The 16,261-nt window shown below is 59.8% G+C and carries 12 protein-coding genes; 6 read left to right on the top strand and 6 right to left on the bottom strand.

From position 1 onward, the window contains the following. The first annotated feature begins 68 nt into the window (after nt 1–68). A complete protein-coding gene (locus GYM47_RS13750) occupies nt 69–1,007 on the top strand; it encodes an alpha/beta hydrolase (protein WP_153842547.1) in 939 nt (312 codons plus the stop codon). On the opposite strand, the gene GYM47_RS13745 is transcribed toward GYM47_RS13750, so the two are convergent. From GYM47_RS13745 to GYM47_RS13730, 4 genes are read right to left on the bottom strand one after another with little or no spacing between them, the layout of a single operon-like run. After that, entirely contained in the window at nt 992–1,738 is a 747-nt protein-coding gene (locus GYM47_RS13745; RefSeq protein WP_153842548.1) for a response regulator, read from the bottom strand. The genes GYM47_RS13750 and GYM47_RS13745 overlap by 16 nt on opposite strands. A gap of 21 nt (nt 1,739–1,759) precedes the next feature. Then, complete coding sequence (locus tag GYM47_RS13740; RefSeq protein WP_153842549.1) at nt 1,760–3,184, bottom strand: ATP-binding protein; 1,425 nt, start codon at nt 3,182–3,184, stop codon at nt 1,760–1,762. Beyond that, entirely contained in the window at nt 3,184–6,282 is a 3,099-nt protein-coding gene (locus GYM47_RS13735; RefSeq protein WP_153842550.1) for an efflux RND transporter permease subunit, read from the bottom strand. The genes GYM47_RS13740 and GYM47_RS13735 overlap by 1 nt, the downstream gene beginning before the upstream one ends. Then, nucleotides 6,279–7,484 (bottom strand): efflux RND transporter periplasmic adaptor subunit, encoded by a 1,206-nt coding sequence (locus GYM47_RS13730; RefSeq protein ID WP_153842551.1) that lies wholly within the window; start codon nt 7,482–7,484, stop codon nt 6,279–6,281. The genes GYM47_RS13735 and GYM47_RS13730 overlap by 4 nt, the downstream gene beginning before the upstream one ends. A gap of 215 nt (nt 7,485–7,699) precedes the next feature. On the opposite strand from GYM47_RS13730, the gene GYM47_RS13725 reads away from it, so the two are divergent. Continuing rightward, complete coding sequence (locus tag GYM47_RS13725) at nt 7,700–8,287, top strand: TetR/AcrR family transcriptional regulator (protein WP_139526449.1); 588 nt, start codon at nt 7,700–7,702, stop codon at nt 8,285–8,287. Nucleotides 8,288–8,298: 11 nt separating this feature from the next. On the opposite strand, the gene GYM47_RS13720 is transcribed toward GYM47_RS13725, so the two are convergent. Continuing rightward, nucleotides 8,299–9,195: a helix-turn-helix domain-containing protein gene (locus tag GYM47_RS13720; protein ID WP_231125554.1), complete on the bottom strand. Its 897-nt coding sequence runs from the start codon at nt 9,193–9,195 to the stop codon at nt 8,299–8,301. A gap of 37 nt (nt 9,196–9,232) precedes the next feature. Here GYM47_RS13720 and GYM47_RS13715 point away from each other — a divergent pair, with 37 nt between their 5' ends. Continuing rightward, a complete protein-coding gene (locus GYM47_RS13715) occupies nt 9,233–10,117 on the top strand; it encodes an alpha/beta fold hydrolase (protein WP_153842552.1) in 885 nt (294 codons plus the stop codon). Nucleotides 10,118–10,168: 51 nt separating this feature from the next. Here the strand turns inward: GYM47_RS13715 and fabF are convergent, their stop codons facing one another. After that, nucleotides 10,169–11,437: a beta-ketoacyl-ACP synthase II gene (gene fabF, locus GYM47_RS13710; RefSeq protein ID WP_153842553.1), complete on the bottom strand. Its 1,269-nt coding sequence runs from the start codon at nt 11,435–11,437 to the stop codon at nt 10,169–10,171. A gap of 89 nt (nt 11,438–11,526) precedes the next feature. Here fabF and GYM47_RS13705 point away from each other — a divergent pair, with 89 nt between their 5' ends. From GYM47_RS13705 to GYM47_RS13695, 3 genes are all read left to right on the top strand, one after another. Continuing rightward, nucleotides 11,527–12,168 carry a TetR/AcrR family transcriptional regulator gene (locus GYM47_RS13705; protein ID WP_139526455.1) on the top strand — a complete coding sequence of 214 codons (642 nt, stop codon included), beginning with the start codon at nt 11,527–11,529 and terminating at the stop codon, nt 12,166–12,168. A gap of 181 nt (nt 12,169–12,349) precedes the next feature. Next, a complete protein-coding gene (locus GYM47_RS13700; RefSeq protein WP_153842554.1) occupies nt 12,350–14,533 on the top strand; it encodes an OsmC domain/YcaO domain-containing protein in 2,184 nt (727 codons plus the stop codon). 241 nt (nt 14,534–14,774) lie between these two features. Next, nucleotides 14,775–16,238: an alanine/glycine:cation symporter family protein gene (locus tag GYM47_RS13695; RefSeq protein WP_153842555.1), complete on the top strand. Its 1,464-nt coding sequence runs from the start codon at nt 14,775–14,777 to the stop codon at nt 16,236–16,238. The last annotated feature ends 23 nt before the right edge of the window (nt 16,239–16,261 follow it).

Raw genomic sequence — 16,261 nt, 5'->3', positions numbered from 1 at the left:
CAACGAGAACACGGGGCGATCGTGCGGTGAGGGGAAACGCCACTACCGATGGTCAGAAGGAGAATTGCATGCCCGATATGCTTGGTCTTCGACGAATCGTGGGCTTCAGCGCGCTTGCGTTATGGTTAAGCGGCTGCGGCGCCACCCATCAAGTCACTCAGGGTGAGCCTGCCATCGATCAGAGTGCCCTGCGTGAGCCCCAGCCGTTCACCCGCCTGGACCCCCAACGCTATACACCAGAGGCGTGGCCCGAACCCTTACGTGCCCACGTGCTGCTCCCCAGTACGCAAAGCAGCGCGCTTCGCCCAGCAGCGCTCGTCGTGCATGGGGGCGGCTGGCGGAATCGTGGGCCGGAGGATATGGAGCGTATCGCAGAGCAGTTAGCGGCTCAGGGATACGTGACGGTAAATATCGAACACCGTTTTGCCCCCGACTATCGCTTCCCCGCCCAGCTACACGATCTTCAGCAGGCCATGGCCTGGATACACGCGAACGCCGCGACATGGCAGATCGATACCGACCGCATTGTCGGTGTCGGTTTCTCCTCCGGCGCGCATTTGGTCAGCCTGCTGGCGCTTGCGGGCAGTGACGGCCCGCTGGCAGATCCTTACGGCGGTGAGCACGCACGCTTGGCTGCGGTCATGGCCGGAGGATTACCCAGTGATCTGCTGAAGTTCGACGATGGCCGCTTGGTGGTCGATTTTATCGGCGGGACGCGGGCCGAGCGGCCGGAAGCTTACGCATTGGCCTCTCCGGCACGCCAGATCACCGCGAAGGCACCGCCCTTTTTTCTGTTTCACGGCAGTTGGGATCAGCTCGTGCCGGTCGACCACGCCACTGACTTCTACGCGGCGTTGAAAGCCCAGGGAACGCCTAGCGAACTCTATCTACAGCGTGGGCGAGGCCATGTCACGAGCTTCCTGCTGCGTGGCAGTGCCATCGAAGCGGGCATTGCGTTTTTGAATCGCCAGGTTTCACTTAGGGAAGCGGCTTACCCCTCGGGCTGATATTTGTAGCCCACGCCATACACCGAGCGAATGATTTCCTGCTCGGGTAGCGCTTCGGTGATTTTTTTACGCAGCTTCTTGATATGGCTGTCAACGGTACGTTCGGAGACGATGCGGTTGTCACGGTACATATGGTCCATCAGCTGCTCGCGGCTGAAAATACGTCCGGGCGACTGCATCATGACTCGCAGTAACTGAAACTCCACTGCCGTGAGCCCCAGGTCGTGACCATTGACCAGCGCCTGCCAGCCCTCTTCGTCCAGCGTGACCGGGGCGAGTTTGACGGTCGTCGGAGCATCGCCCTGAGCGGCGGCCTGGCTTCTGCGCAGCACGGCCTTTACCCGGGCGACGACTTCGCGGGGACTAAAGGGTTTGCAAATGTAATCATCGGCGCCCAGTTCGAGCCCGAGTAAGCGGTCGACCTCCTCGACTTTGGCCGTGACCATGATGATCGGGAGCTGGGGCCACTGTTGGCGAATTTCCCGACAGAGCGTCAGGCCATCCTTACCTGGCAGCATCACGTCCAATAGCACTAGGGACGTCGCGTGTTGAGTGAGCCATGGCATGACCTCGCCACCGTGGCCGATGATGGTCGGGGCGAAGTTGTTGTTTTGCAGATAGTCGGCCATGAGCCGGGCGATTTTGGGCTCGTCCTCGACGATCAGTAAAGGAGTATCCTCTGTGAGGCCGTCGTGAGATGAAGCGTCGGGGTGTGCAGCACTCTGAGACATATCGGCTCGCTTATGATCGGATTATGAGGCGCTTAGCAGCGGTAAGCGGAGGATCCAGGTCAAACCGCCCAGGGGCGAAGCGCTAGGCGTGAGTGTGCCGCCGTGGGCGGCGACGAGGGCGCTGGCAATGGAAAGCCCCAAGCCGCTGCCACCGCTGGCGCGGTTGCGGGAACCCTCCACACGATAGAGCCGCTCGGTCAATCGTGACAGCTCCTCTGGGGGTACGCCAGGCGCGCTGTCTTGCCAAGTAATCACTGCGTGGTCGCGTTCGCAGGTCAGGGCGACGCTTAGCTGACCAGGCGGTTGGGTATAGGCACAGCTGTTGTCCAGTAAGTTGTTCCATAGTTGGCGCAGCCGCTGGGCATCGCCACGTATCATGACGTCTGGTGCCAGATCGGTGCTCAGTGAAAGGCCGCTCTCTTCTAGCCAACGGTCGGCATCGTTCAAGCGACTTTCCAGACTCTCACTGAGGTTCATGGGGGCTAGCTGAATATCCAGCGCGCCCGCGTCGCTTTGGGAGAGCAAGCGTAAATCGGCCACCAACCGCTCGAGTTGGACCACTTCCTGGGCCAGTGACCCCAGATTTTCTTGGTTGAGCGGGCGGATGCCATCCTGCATGGCTTCGATTTCTCCGCGCAGAACGGCCAGCGGTGTGCGCAGTTCGTGGGCAGTGTCCGAGACCCAGCGGGCGCGGGCTTCGCGGCTGGCTTCGAGCGTGGCGGCCAGCACGTTGAAGTCCCGTGCCAAGCGCGATAGTTCGTCTCGTCCGCGCTCTGGCAAGCGAGTGTGGTAGTCGCCTTCGGTCAACCGCAGGGTGGCGCCGGCTAACGCTCGGGTACGTCGCCCAAGCCACCAGGAGAGGCCTCCTGCTAGAAGCAGCGAGGCAAGCCCCAGCGAGATGACGATGAGTACCAGATTGCGCTGCTGGCGCTCTAAAAACCGGCTCTCCATGCGCTCCATCATCTCTTGCGGTGGACGAAAACCCAGCGCGCCAATCGCTTCTCGCTGGCCGCTTGGGGTCATATCGCTATACAGCATCAGCCAGCGCCAGCCTATCGAGCCGCGCGGGGTATCCGTCGGCGGTATCACATACTCACCGTCGCTATCGCGCAGTGCGAAGTCTTGTGCCTCGCCCAAGGGAGAAGGGCGATCACGATGCTCTTGGCCCAACTCGAACCGGACGATGTAGGGCCAGCGCTCTGGAGACGCTTCCAACCATGCCCAGTCGCCTTGGGTCTCCCAGCGGGTAATGAGCCCGTCGGCGAGCAGCGTGGCCCGCCGCTCTTGGGCTTGATTGAGGTACTCGAGAAAACCGCGGTCGATACTGTACGACACGGCCAGAAACACGCTGGCCGCAATGGCGACGTTGACGCTGAGAATCACGACGAACAGCTTTAGCCCCAGCCGCGACGGTCGCCACTGGCGAAGTCGACTCCATCTACGCATTAGGTCATATCCGTTTGGCTAGGCGGGTGTGGTGCGCTCAACCGTTCACGCAGATTTTCCAGGCTTAGATAGAGGCACGGCACCACCAGCAGCAGAATCAGGGTGGCGAACAGCATGCCAAAACCAAGCGAAATCGCCATGGGAATCATAAAACGAGCCTGACGGGAGGTTTCCAAAATCATCGGCGCAAGCCCCAAAAAGGTGGTCAGCGTGGTCATCATGATCGGCCGCAGGCGGCGGGTTGCGGCCGCCACGATGGCTTCTCGCGGGGCCAAGCCTTCACGACGCTTGCGGTTGGCGTAGTCGATCAACACCAGCGCATCGTTAATCACCACGCCGGAGAGTGCTAGCATACCCAATAGGCTGATGATCGACAGCCCAAAGCCCATGAGTAGATGCCCACCTACCGCGCCCACGATGCCAAACGGAATGGCAGCCATCACCAGCAGCGGCTGCAGGTAGCTTCTGAAAGGAATGGCGAGCAGCGCGTAAAGCGCGGCGAGCATCAGCCACATGGCGGTGCGCAGCGTGGCGAGGTTGTCGGCGGTGTCCTGCTGTCGGCCGCCCATGCTCACTTCGAGCCCCGGCCAAGTGTTGCTGAGCGTTGGGAACACCTCTTCTTGCAGGGTGGCGATTACCTGATTAATCGCTTGGTCACCCTCGGAATCGGCGGTGACGGTGAGGATGCGCCGCCCATCGATCCGCTGTAGGCTGCTGGAGGCCTGGCTCAGTGTGATATCGGCGACTCTCGAGAGCGGCACGCTCATGCCGTCCGGCGTGCGGATCGGCAGACGGTAGAGCTCGCTAAGGCTGTTACGCGACGTCTCTGGCAGGCGCACTTCCACACTGACTTCCTGACGACCGATGAACTGCTCCACTGCCGTGGCGCCTTGCAACGGGCCGCGCAGCGCCTGAGCCAGGTCACTACCGGTCAGCCCTAACGAGCGCCCCTCGGCGGATAGGCGCATTTCGAGTTGAGGCTTGCCGTCGCCCAAGCCGCTGTCGATATCGGTCAATCCATACTCGCCAAGTCGTTCTGCCAGACGGGCGGCGGCGGCTTCCAAGACGTGGGTGTCAGGGTGGGAAAGGCGTAGGCTCAAGGCCGCGCCGCTGCCTGGGCCGCCCACATCAGATTCGAAGCGAACCGACTGCGCGCCTAAAAGATCCCCAGTGAGCTCTCGCCACTCCCGGGCAATACGTGACGGTGGCCAGGCGTCCAGGCTTTCTGGCGCGATATCCAGACGCACTTCCAGGCTTTCGCCGTCCAAACGACTGCGAGTGCTGCGAAAACTAAGGGTCTCTTCTCGCTCGCTGAGCTGCTCGGCGGCGTCGAGCAACTGCTGGCTCAGCTCGCGGCTCACGCTGATGTGACTGCCAATCGGCAGCGTCACGCTGGCCTGCACCTGATCCGACTCGACCCGGGGCATCAGAGAGAATCCGAGCCGGCCGCTCATCGCCCAGGCCAGCGTCACGCAGAGAATGGCCACTCCCACGGAAACGGTCAGCAGGCGCTGGTCGAGCGCGCGCTGCAACAAGGGTTCGAACTGCCGGTAGGTAACGTGATGCAAGCCGCGCTGCATGCGCAGGCGCACCGCTTCGATGGGTCGCTGCCAGGCGGGCGTTTGGCGGGGCTTGCTGGCATGCGCCAAGTGGGCAGGCAGAATGAATAGCGCTTCTACCAGAGAAATGATGAACACCGTGATCACGACGACCGGTACGGTGGCAAAAATCAGCCCCAAAAAGCCCGGCAGAAATAGCAGCGGTAGAAACGCGACGATATTGGAGAGAATCGCGAAGGTCAGCGGGGTGGCGATTTCTTGAGCGCCTTTGACGGCCGCATCGCGCAGCGAATAGCCTTGCTCCCGATAGCTGTAGATGTTTTCACCCACCATGATGGCGTCATCCACCACGATGCCCAGGGCGATGATGAAGGCGAACATCGACATCATATTGAGCGACACGCCGACCCAGGGTAGAAACAGCATGGCCCCCAAAAACGCCGTGGGAATGCCGAGCGTGACCCAAAAGGCCAGCCGCGCCTCTAAAAAAAGTGCCATCAAGAACAGCACCAGGGCCAAGCCCATCCAGGCGTTTTTCAACAGTAGGCTAAGACGGTCCTCATAGACCTCCGAACTATCCCGTGACACGTCCAAGCGAACGCCATCAGGTAGGTTGGTGCGTAGTCGCTCCAGCTCGCCATAGACCGCATTGGAAATGCTAGTAGGGGTCTGATCGCCGATTTGGTACACGTCCACCGATAGCCCTGGCAAACCGTTGTAGAACTCCTCTCGGTCGGTTTCGGCAAAGCCCTCGCTGACCCTGGCAATATCGCCCAGCACCACGGGAGCGCCCTGGGCGGTGGTCAAGATCGGCAGCTCGGCGAACTCGTCGGCGCTATTGCGTCGTCCTTGGTAGCGGATCAGCCACTCGCCTTCGGCGGTAGTGAGCTGGCCGCTGGCAAGATCCAGCGCCTCCTCGGCAATGCGGCTGGCCAACTGCTGATGATCCAATCCGTAGCGCTCGATGGCCTCTTCATCCAAATGCACCTGAATCTCTCGCTCACGATTGCCCGAGAGCTCTGCGCGTGAAATACCGCTCGTGGCCTGCAGCTCGGCACGCACGCTCTCGGCGGCGTCGTGGAGAGCGGCCAACCCAACGCTGCCATACACCTGCAGGCTGACCACACTGCGTGAGCGGCCTGCCAGGGTGAAGCGGGGCGGGTCGGCGGCGGCGGGCAGGGTAGTGATGGCATTCACGGATTGTTGAATATCCTGGTACGCCCGCATCACGTCGATGCCATCGATCAACGTAGCGCTGACCACCCCGCTGCCCTCGCTGGCACTGGCGGTTAGCTCATCGATGCCTTCGACATCGGCAATGGCGGCCTCGACCGGCAGTAGCAAACTCTGCTCGACGTCCTCTGGCGTAGCGCCCGGATAGCTGATGGTGACCTGGACGATTTCCGTCTCGAATTCGGGAAACACCTCTTTTTTGATCGCCAGCGACGCCATCAAACCGCCGACGATGAACAGCACCATCAACAGGTTAGGAGCAACGCCATGATCGACCATCCATGCCAACGGTCCTTTGCGCATCATCGAGCCGCTCCCTCATTCTGAGCGGGCGTGTCGCCGCGCTGGCGAAGGCGAACTTCCTGACCTTCTCGCGGCTGGGCAAGGCCCGCGACCACTACCCGTTGGCCGGGCGCCAGGCCGCTGCGCACCAACACGTCGTCTTGGCCGCGGTAGGCCAGCGTTACCTGAGTGCGCTGTAGGCGGTTCTCGTCGTCTACCCACCACACCTGCTCGCCGGGGCGCAGCGCTGCCGAAGGCAGCGCGATCAGTGGCTCTTCGGCGGTGGTGTGGAACGCCACACGCAGCACATCGCCCATCCGTAGGGCAGGGCCATCGTGATCGAGCGCCAGCGGATCGTCCACGGCGATCAATAGCTGGGCCTGCAAGCCGTTCTCTTCGAGGTTGGGTAAAATAGAGAGCAGGGTGCCTTCTCTGGAAGCGCCTTCCGGCCAGCCTTGGCTGGAGAGCGTGACGCTGCCCCCCGGCGACAGCCAGTCCAGCGATTCCCCCGGCAGTGATGCGCGCACCCAGAACTGCTCGACGCCGACCAAACTCACCACGGCGGTGCCTTGGCTCAATAGACTGCCAGCGCCCACCAAACGCTCTTGGACCATGGCTCGCCACGGGGCGGTCAAGGTCGCACGCTCCAGGTTGAGCGCCGCTTGGTCTCGCACCACGCGGGCTTGGGTCAATTGGGCCTGTGCCTGACGAAGCTGTGGTTCTCGCAGTACCAGGGAGCGGCGTTCGGCGCTGAGTTGGCGTCCAAAGGATTCATACTCGCTGCGCGCGCGCTGCTGTTCGGCCTGCTCCAATGCTAACTGCGCCTGAGCATTCGCCAGTTGAGCTTCGGCGTCTTCGAGAGCCAAACGCAGGTCGGCTTGATCGATATAGGCCACCGGTTCGCCCTGTTCCACGACTCGCCCAGGCAACACGCCCTCGCCAAAGCGTTCGAGCTGGCCCGCTACGCGGCTGGCAAGCTCGGTGGCTTTCTCTGCTTCCACGCGGCCGAAACCCTCTAGCGTGGGGGATTGCAGCCGCTGTTCGGTGGTGATGACATCGACCACCGGCGGCGTTGGCGGCGGGGGCGGACGACGCTCGACCCGAGGCGGTTGGCTGACGATCCACCACGCGAGCGCCAAACCACCGACGAACACCAGCAGTGCTGCCAGTGCACCAATACCGATGCGGCCTTGCTGAAAGAAAGCGTAAGAGCGAAAGGGGGTCATGGACGGGTGATATCCGTTGGCTAAGAGCGAAAATTCCAGAAAAATAGGCGTATCATGCTAGCATCACCGATTGCCGAGCAGCGATTAGGTAAGCTTTGTGCAAAGAGTGTGCAAGCCGACAAGAAGCGCTTTTTTTGCACCCGGCGCTGACGAACTGCGCTATAACTGCCATCATCCATGTGAAAAGCCATAGACTTCCTGGTCTGTACGACGTTATGAAAAACACCGCCACCCGCGACAAACTCATTGATTCTGGTGCCGAGCTGATTGCCCAGCAGGGCTATAATGCGACGGGTATCAATGCTGTATTAAAAACCTGCGGTGTCCCCAAAGGCTCGTTTTACCACTACTTTTCCAGTAAAGAGGACTTCGGCTTGGCGGTCATCGAGCGCTTTGCCGACGATTACGATGCGTCGTTGGCGGCGCTGCTGGAAGATACGACGCTGGCGCCTCTCGAGCGCTTGCGCCGCTACTTCGCCACCGGTCGCGCCCACATGCTCGATTGTGATCACACCACCGGCTGTCTGATCGGCAACCTTGGTCAAGAGCTCTCCGGTCAGAGCGATACCTTTCGCGATGCGTTGAACGTGGTGTTTCAGCGTTGGGAAAGGCGTTTCGTCACCTGCCTAAACCACGCCCAAACCGACGGGACGATTAATACAGCCATCGCGCCCGAGTCGCTGGCGAGCTTTATACTCTCTGGCTGGGAAGGCGCGATTCTACGAGCCAAAACCCTCAAATCCGTTGCGCCTATGGAACACTTCGAAGCCATTTTGTTCGAGCACGTCTTGGTACCTCGCTAGCACGCTAGCGCTCAGTGACGCGCGCGGAAGTGGTGATCTCCACTCTGCACGTCGTTGTTCACGGCGGCGAGCAGCGACGCATCTAGCGACGGATCATCCATGGCTAGCAAACCGCACTTGGCTAGCGCCTCGCGTAGGCTGACCTGTTCATCCAGGCGTTGATACACCACTCGAACACAGCAGGGCATGCGTTCACTGTTGTCCGCCACGCCCATTTTCAGGCCGGTGAGACGCGTGACCTGGCTCTGAAAGCTGGGAAACAGAATGGTTTGGGTGATTTCGTGACCGTTGAGGGTTTCGTGGTCGACCAAAAACAGCCGATCGGCCAGCTTGACCGCGGCGCCGACGTAGCGGTTATGACAGGGTCGCTTACCCGGTATTACTTGCATGCGCTCGGTACGCTGGTAGACCACGCCGCCTTCTCGTTTTTCCAAACACACCAGTGTGCGCATTAAATAGCCGGGGCGCGACATCGAGTGATAAAGCTCGAAATAGCGCCCCAGATAGCGTTCCAAACCTTCGCTACCCCGCTGGATGAGCGCATTGGGCCAGGGCAGTGAGGTGCTTGCGGTGTCGGCGTTGAGCTGCCCGGTTTGAACCAGCGCTCGGAAATCGTGATGGGGCAGGGCAATATCGTCTGGCGTTACGCCAAAAAAGTGGCAGATCCGCTGGAGCGCCGCATGGCTGGGATAGTAACGTCCGCTGAGGTAGCGATTGAACTGTGCCCGATTGATCGGTAGACGACGGCACACGTCGGCAATCGAGGGATAGTAGCTGCACAGCAGGCGCAAATTGGCCACAAATTCATCGTGCATGGGCGTGACTCGGAGCTCTTGGGCGGTGGCGGTGCGGCTAATGTGCCGCCTTGCGCCAGCGAGTGCAATGCTTTGTACGGACTTTCCGCCCATGGAAAGGGGCGCCACGCTGAATGGGGGAGGTGAGCGAGTGTTCGAACATTTCGAGAAGCAGACACGCCGCGTCAATGGCGTCGAGATTGCCTATCGGGTAGGAGGAAGCGGCCCAGCGTTGCTGCTGCTTCACGGCCATCCGCAGACCCATGTGATTTGGCACAAGGTAGTGGATACGCTTGCCCAGCACTTCACGGTGATTGCCGCCGACCTGCGCGGCTATGGCGATAGCAGCAAACCCGACGACGACCCCGAGCACCTCAATTACGCCAAGCGCACCATGGCCGCCGATATGGCTGAATTGATGAGCGCGCTTGGGTTTGAGCGGTTTAAAGTACTGGCCCACGACCGTGGCGCGCGGGTGGCGCATCGTTTAGGCGTTGATCACGCCGAGCGGGTCGAGCGGATGGTGCTGTTAGATATCGCCCCGACGCTGGCGATGTATCGCGGCACGAATGAAGCGTTCGCACGCAGCTACTGGCACTGGTTCTTTCTGATTCGCCCTCAGCCACTGCCAGAAATGCTGATTCAAGCCGACCCCGCTCAGTATCTACAAAGCGTGATGGGCGCCCGCAGCGCGGGCATGGCGCCCTTCGCCCCAGCAGCGCTGGCGGAGTACGAGCGCTGCCTCTCGCTTCCCGGCACGGCCACCGGTATCTGCGGCGACTACCGCGCCAGCGCCACCATCGACTTGGAGCACGACCAGGCGGATATTGACGCGGGGGTAAAACTCTCCTGCCCGATCAACGTGATGTGGGGTGCCGAAGGGGCGATTGAAGCCTGCTTCGATGCCTTGGCTGAATGGCGCAAGGTAGCGACGCAGGTAGAGGGCAAGGCGCTGCCCTGCGGGCACTACATTGCCGAGGAGGCTCCTGACCTGCTGCTGGAAGAAGCGCTGTCGTTTCTACACCAGGATGAATGACATTAGGCGCCAGCAGCACTGAACATCGCGTCGGTTCTGCTAGCGCTACTCTTAACGTTCCATGCTGCTGACGATCAGTGCCGCATTGACGCCACCAAAACCAAACCCGTTGCACAATACATGCTGAGTGGCGTGCTGATGCGCCGACGTGACGAAGGTCAAATCCTGCATATCCTCGTCGCACGCCTCCAGGTTAATGGTGGGCGGGAGTTGCTGATGCCGGAGTGCCAGTACGGAAAAAATACTCTCTATGCCGCCGGCTGCGCCCAACAAGTGGCCTGTGGCGGCTTTCGTTGCCGATATGGGAATAGCGGGCAAGCGCTCACCGAATACGTTGCGCAATGACGCTATTTCAGCCCGGTCGCCAACGGGTGTGGAGGTGGCGTGGGCATTGATATGGTCAATCGCATCAGGATCTAGTTTGGCCATCCCTAGCGCCGCTTGGATCGCGGCGGCTGCGCCAGATCCATCTTTTGGACCTGCCGTCAGATGGTAGGCGTCCGCGCTGGTACCGTAACCGCTAATCACTGCTAAAGGCGTGGCGCCCCGTGCCATCGCATGGTCAAGGGTTTCGATCACCATGACGCCAGCGCCTTCTCCCATGACGAAACCGTTACGGGCGTTATCAAACGGTCTGGAGGCACGCTCCGGTGCGTCTGCCTCTGTGGAAACGGCCTTTAAAGCGTTGAAGCTGGCGAGTGAAAGCGGGTCGATGCACGCTTCGGCCCCGCCGACGAGGGCGACATCGGCTTCGCCATTGCGGATGATGCGCATGCCGTCTCCAATCGCCTGTAGTCCTGCTGCGCAAGCCGTTACTGGGCACCCCAGCGGGCCTTGAAATCCATAGCGAATGGAGAGATTACCAGCGGCCAAATTGGCTAGAAATGCGGGCACCGTGAAGGGGGTGATTTTACGATAGCCGCGCTCGACAAGTGTCCTTTGTGCTTGTGTGATGGTAGGAAACCCGCCAATACCAGAGCCAATGATGGTAGCCGTTCGGCGTTTTTGCGACTGCTCGACGGGGAACCAATCGGCCTGCGACAGTGCCTCTTGGGCGGCTGCTAACGCGTACAGGCTGAACAGGTCCATTTTGCGCTGCTCTTTGGGGGCGGCGATGGCACTCAAGTCAACGCCGCCGCTGGGGTCCTGGTGAATGCTTGGTACCGTCCCAGCAATTTTGATCGGGATATTGCTGGTATCGAAGCGGTCAATGGTGCTGATGCCAGACTGGCCGTCAACCAGGCGCTGCCAGCTTTTATGGACGCTGTTGCCTAGCGGGCTGACCATGCCCATGCCGGTAATCACAATAGGTGACTGCATAAGTGACTCCTGAATCAGTAGTGTGGTCACCCTAGCAATGGGCAGTATATGATCAAGATAATATTTAGCTGACGCACGATGAGGTGAGTATGCCTTACCCCAAGAGCCATAAATCGAAAACCAAAGAGCGCATTTTGGCGTCGGCGACCGAGCTATTCAGCCGCAACGGGTTTCAGAAGGTATCGATTGGCCAGATCATGAAGCTGGCGAAGATGACTCACGGCGCCTTTTATGCCCATTTCGCGTCAAAAGAGGCCCTCTACCATGAATCCGTACGCCTGACCATCGATAACAGTCGGGCCGCTAGACTGGTAAAAGGCCCTCTTTCGTTAAAACACCTGACCGAATTAGTCGATAATTACTGCAATCTCCAAGAGCTGGAAGCGAAGCATAAGCCTGGGCCCGAGGCGGTGCTGTTCAATGAAATAGGCAGTGAAAAAGCCGAAATCCGCACCCTGTTCGAAGCGTCTTACATGAGTATGAAAAAGATGCTCGAAACGCGGTTGATGGCGCTTAGCAAGTTGAAACAACTTCCCTTTGCCGCTGATCGCAACGCGATTGCGGATAAGTCGCGGGTAATATTGGCATCTCTAGTGGGAGCCGTGGCGATTGCGAAAAGTCTACCTAGCGAGGCAGAGCGCAAGCAGGTGTTGATCGCCACACAGCGCCAGATTCTACTCATGCTAGGGATCAGTGACACCGAGGCCGAGCGTATGTTGCAAGCGCAGTAAGACGTTACTCTCTTTAACGGATCGCCAGGATGCTGCTATAGCCGACACTTCCATTGTAACATAACGGCAGCCGGTGATTTAGGCGGTGGCCCAAGACGAGGCGGGCAAAAAACTGGATAATGGCCGCCATTCGCCTGATGCGTTGGCGCTCAGGCACACTCATTATTCTGGACGCCCGCCCATGGAAATCAAAGTTAACTACCTCGACAACCTCCGCCTGGAGTCCAGGTTCGACGATTTTACGGTCATCTCCGACCAGCCGATTCGCTATAAGGGCGACGGCTCGGCCCCCGGCCCGTTCGACTACTTCCTGGCCTCGTCGGCCATGTGTGCCGCTTACTTCGTCAAGGTGTACTGCAACGCGCGCAATATTCCCACCGAGAACATTCGCCTGTCGCAGAACAATATCGTCGACCCGGAAAACCGCTACAAGCAGATCTTCAAAATCCAGGTCGAGCTGCCGGAAGATATCTCGGAAAAGGATCGCGAAGGCATCCTCCGCTCCATTGACCGCTGCACGGTGAAGAAGGTCGTGCAGACCGGCCCGGAATTTCAGATCGAGGTGGTCGAGAACATCGACGAGGACGCCCAGGCGCTGCTGATGGGCGCGCCGGAAGGGAGCAGCACCTACATCGAAGGCAAAGACTTGCCGCTGGAGCAGACCATTGCCAACATGAGCGGTATTCTGGCCGACCTCGGTATGAAGATCGAGATTGCTTCCTGGCGCAATATCGTGCCCCACGTGTGGTCGCTGCATATCCGCGACGCGGCATCGCCGATGTGCTTTACCAACGGTAAAGGCGCGACCAAAGAGAGCGCGCTCTGCTCGGCGCTGGGCGAGTTCATCGAGCGTTTGAGCTGCAACTTTTTCTACAACGATCAATTCTTCGGTGAAGAGATCGCGGGCAGCGCGTTTGTGCATTATCCGAATGAGATGTGGTTCAAGCCCGGCCCGAATGACGAGCTGCCCGCCGATATTCTCGACGAGCACTGCCTGGCGATTTATAACCCCGAAGGCGAGCTTGGCGGCTCGCACCTGATCGATACCAACTCAGGCCGCGAAGACCGGGGCATCGTCTCGCTGCCGTTCGTGCGCCAGAGCGATGGCGAAACGGTCTACTTCCCCTCCAACCTGATCGAGAACCTGTTCCTCAGTAACGGTATGAGCGCGGGCAATACCCTGGTGGAAGCTCAGGTGCAGTGTTTATCTGAAATTTTCGAGCGGGCGGTGAAGCGTGAGATCCTCGAGCAGGAGCTGACCCTGCCCGACGTACCCCAAGAAGTGCTGGCCAAGTACCCGAGCATTGTAGAGGGCATTAATGCCCTGGAAGCTCAAGGCTTCCCGATACTGGTGAAGGATGCCTCCATGGGCGGGCAGTTCCCGGTGATGTGCGTCACGCTGATGAACCCGCGCACCGGCGGCGTGTTTGCCTCCTTCGGTGCCCACCCAAGCTTCGAAGTAGCGCTGGAGCGCAGCCTGACCGAGCTGTTGCAGGGCCGCAGCTTTGAAGGCCTGAACGACCTGCCGCTGCCGACCTTCAACTCGCAAACGGTGTCCGAGCCCAACAACTTCGTCGAGCACTTCATCGACTCGGTGGGCGTGGTCTCCTGGCGCTTCTTCAGTGCCAAGCCTGATTTCGAGTTCAGCGAGTGGGACTTCTCCGGCAGCAACGAAGAGGAAGCCGAGACCCTGTTCGGCATTTTCGAGGAGCTGGGGGCCGAAGTGTACATGGCGGTGCACGAAGACCTGGGCGCACCGGTATGCCGTATTCTGGTGCCGGGCTACTCCGAGGTGTACCCCATCGAAGACCTGATTTGGGACAACACCAACAAGGCGCTGGATTACCGCGAAGATATCCTCAACCTGCACCGCCTGGACGACGAGCAGCTCACCGATCTGGTCGAGCGGCTGGAAGAGAGCCAGATGGACGACCACGCCGATATCATCACGCTAATCGGCATCGAGTTCGACGAGAACACCGTGTGGGGACAGCTGACCATTCTGGAGCTCAAACTGCTGGTCTACCTGGCCCTGCAACGCCATGAAGAGGCGCTGGACTGCGTGCAGATGTTCCTCCAGTACAACGACAACACTGTCGAGCGCGGCCTGTTCTATCAAGCCGTGAACGCGGTGCTAGAAATTGCCCTGGACGACGAGCTGGCGCTGGAGGACTACCTGCCCAACTTCAAACGCATGTTCGGCGAAGCCACCATGGAAGCCGTCGTCGGTTCGGTAGACGGCACGGTACGCTTTCACGGCCTCACGCCCACCAATATGCAGTTAGAGGGCTTGGATCGCCACCAGCGCCTGATCGAAAGCTACAAGAAGCTTCACGCAGCGCGAGCGGCTAAAGCGGGTCTCTAACGGCGTTTATCGGTGAGTAACGACAGCGGTGCGCGGCCCCTTGGCCCGCACCGTTTTTTTATGTGATGCACTGTGGTGCAGCAATTGGCGCAGTGAGTGCAACCAACTGCACCGCTGCGCCAAATTTCATCCCGCCCTTGGCTTGGTACAACACTCTCCACGCATCCCAATAGCACAAAGACGCGGTCGTTAACGACGCAACTTACAACATAACGCTCAATAATAACGCGGAGAGTACTCCATGCTCGATATGCTCAATGACCTCCTCTGGGGGAAGGTATTACTTGTTTTACTGGTGGGAGTGGGGATCGGTTTTACCGTTGCCTCCCGCTTCGTACAGTTTCGCTATTTTGGTGAAATGTTCCGCATCCTGGGCACAGGACAAGCCTTCAAGCGTAACCAGCACGGCCACTTGAGCTCGTTCCAGGCGCTGGTGCTGTCGGTGGCGGGTCGTGTAGGCGGTGGTAACATTGCCGGTGTGGCCGTGGCGATTACGCTGGGCGGTCCTGGGGCCATTTTCTGGATGTGGCTCGTCGGCCTGATGGGCATGGCCACCAGCTTCCTGGAGTGTACGCTGGCGCAAACCTATAAAGAGGCCGAGGGCGACGGCACCTACCGTGGCGGCCCGGCGTACTACATCGTCAAAGGCCTGGGCAAGCAGTGGCGTTGGCTGGCGGCGTTCTACTCGGTTCTGCTGCTGATTACCTTCGGTTTTGCCTTTACAGCCCTACAGTCCTATGCGGTTGCCACGTCCTTTGGCGATGCCTTTGGCGTGCCGGTGCTGTACAGCGGTATCGCGCTGGCCATGCTGGTGGGGCTGATCATCTTTGGCGGTATCAAGCGGATTGCCCGAATTTCCGAATTTTTGGTGCCGTTCATGGCCGTGGGGTACATCGCCGTGGCGCTGCTGGTCATTGCGTTGAACATCGCTGAGATTCCTGGCGTGATCGCGCTGATCGTGAAGAGCGCCTTTGGTTTGGAGCCGCTGGTGGGCGGCGGTATTGGCGCGGCCATCATGATGGGCTTGAAGCGCGGCCTGTTCTCCAACGAAGCGGGTTTGGGCAGTGCGCCCAACGTGGCCGCCGTTGCCTACGTGCCGCACCCGGCCAACCAAGGGATCGTTCAGGCGTTCTCGGTGTTTATCGACACGGTCATCATCTGTTCGGCCACGGCGTTTCTGATTCTGCTTAGTGGCGTGTATGACCCGGCTGCCGGTGCGGGTGTCGAAGGTATTGCGTTGACCCAAGCTGCTCTGGCAGACCATGTGGGTGAGTGGGGCCGCACCTTCGTGAGCCTGGCGCTGCTGCTGTTTGCCTTCAGCACCATTTTGTACAACTACTACCTGGGCGAAAACAGCCTGAACTTCTTCAGCCGTGATAACCAGAATCTGTTCAACGCCTTCCGCGTGGCCATCGTGCTGCTGGTGTGCTGGGGCGCGACGACTGACCTAGGCACCGTGTTCGGTTTTGCCGACGTCACCATGGGCCTCTTAGCGGTCGTGAACCTCGTGGCGCTCATTCTGCTGTTCAAATGCGGTCTGCGCATTATGAAGGATTTTGACAGCCAGCGCCGTCAGGGCATCGAACAGCCGATTTTCGACGCCAACCAGCACCCGGATCTCGACCTCGACCCCAAAGCGTGGGAGCTGGAGCCCCAAGAGGCCGAAGCGCTAAAACAGCGCCTAGAAAATGCGCTAGCGAAGTAAGTTCGCTTCTTTTCAGCTCATAA

It is taken from the genome of Vreelandella piezotolerans (assembly GCF_012427705.1).
In the GTDB taxonomy this organism is placed as follows: Bacteria; Pseudomonadota; Gammaproteobacteria; order Pseudomonadales; family Halomonadaceae; genus Vreelandella; species Vreelandella piezotolerans.
This window is presented reverse-complemented; position numbering and strand designations above follow the sequence as displayed.

Excerpts from the sequence above, each read along its gene's own strand:
- GYM47_RS13720 (WP_231125554.1), bottom strand. The coding sequence starts at position 9,195 with ATGGGCGGAAAGTCCGTACAAAGCATTGCACTCGCTGGCGCAAGGCGG.
- GYM47_RS13750 (WP_153842547.1), top strand. The coding sequence starts at position 69 with ATGCCCGATATGCTTGGTCTTCGACGAATCGTGGGCTTCAGCGCGCTT.
- fabF (WP_153842553.1), bottom strand. The coding sequence starts at position 11,437 with ATGCAGTCACCTATTGTGATTACCGGCATGGGCATGGTCAGCCCGCTA.
- GYM47_RS13745 (WP_153842548.1), bottom strand. The coding sequence starts at position 1,738 with ATGTCTCAGAGTGCTGCACACCCCGACGCTTCATCTCACGACGGCCTC.
- GYM47_RS13730 (WP_153842551.1), bottom strand. The coding sequence starts at position 7,484 with ATGACCCCCTTTCGCTCTTACGCTTTCTTTCAGCAAGGCCGCATCGGT.
- GYM47_RS13695 (WP_153842555.1), top strand. The coding sequence starts at position 14,775 with ATGCTCGATATGCTCAATGACCTCCTCTGGGGGAAGGTATTACTTGTT.
- GYM47_RS13705 (WP_139526455.1), top strand. The coding sequence starts at position 11,527 with ATGCCTTACCCCAAGAGCCATAAATCGAAAACCAAAGAGCGCATTTTG.
- GYM47_RS13700 (WP_153842554.1), top strand. The coding sequence starts at position 12,350 with ATGGAAATCAAAGTTAACTACCTCGACAACCTCCGCCTGGAGTCCAGG.
- GYM47_RS13725 (WP_139526449.1), top strand. The coding sequence starts at position 7,700 with ATGAAAAACACCGCCACCCGCGACAAACTCATTGATTCTGGTGCCGAG.
- GYM47_RS13740 (WP_153842549.1), bottom strand. The coding sequence starts at position 3,184 with ATGCGTAGATGGAGTCGACTTCGCCAGTGGCGACCGTCGCGGCTGGGG.
- GYM47_RS13735 (WP_153842550.1), bottom strand. The coding sequence starts at position 6,282 with ATGATGCGCAAAGGACCGTTGGCATGGATGGTCGATCATGGCGTTGCT.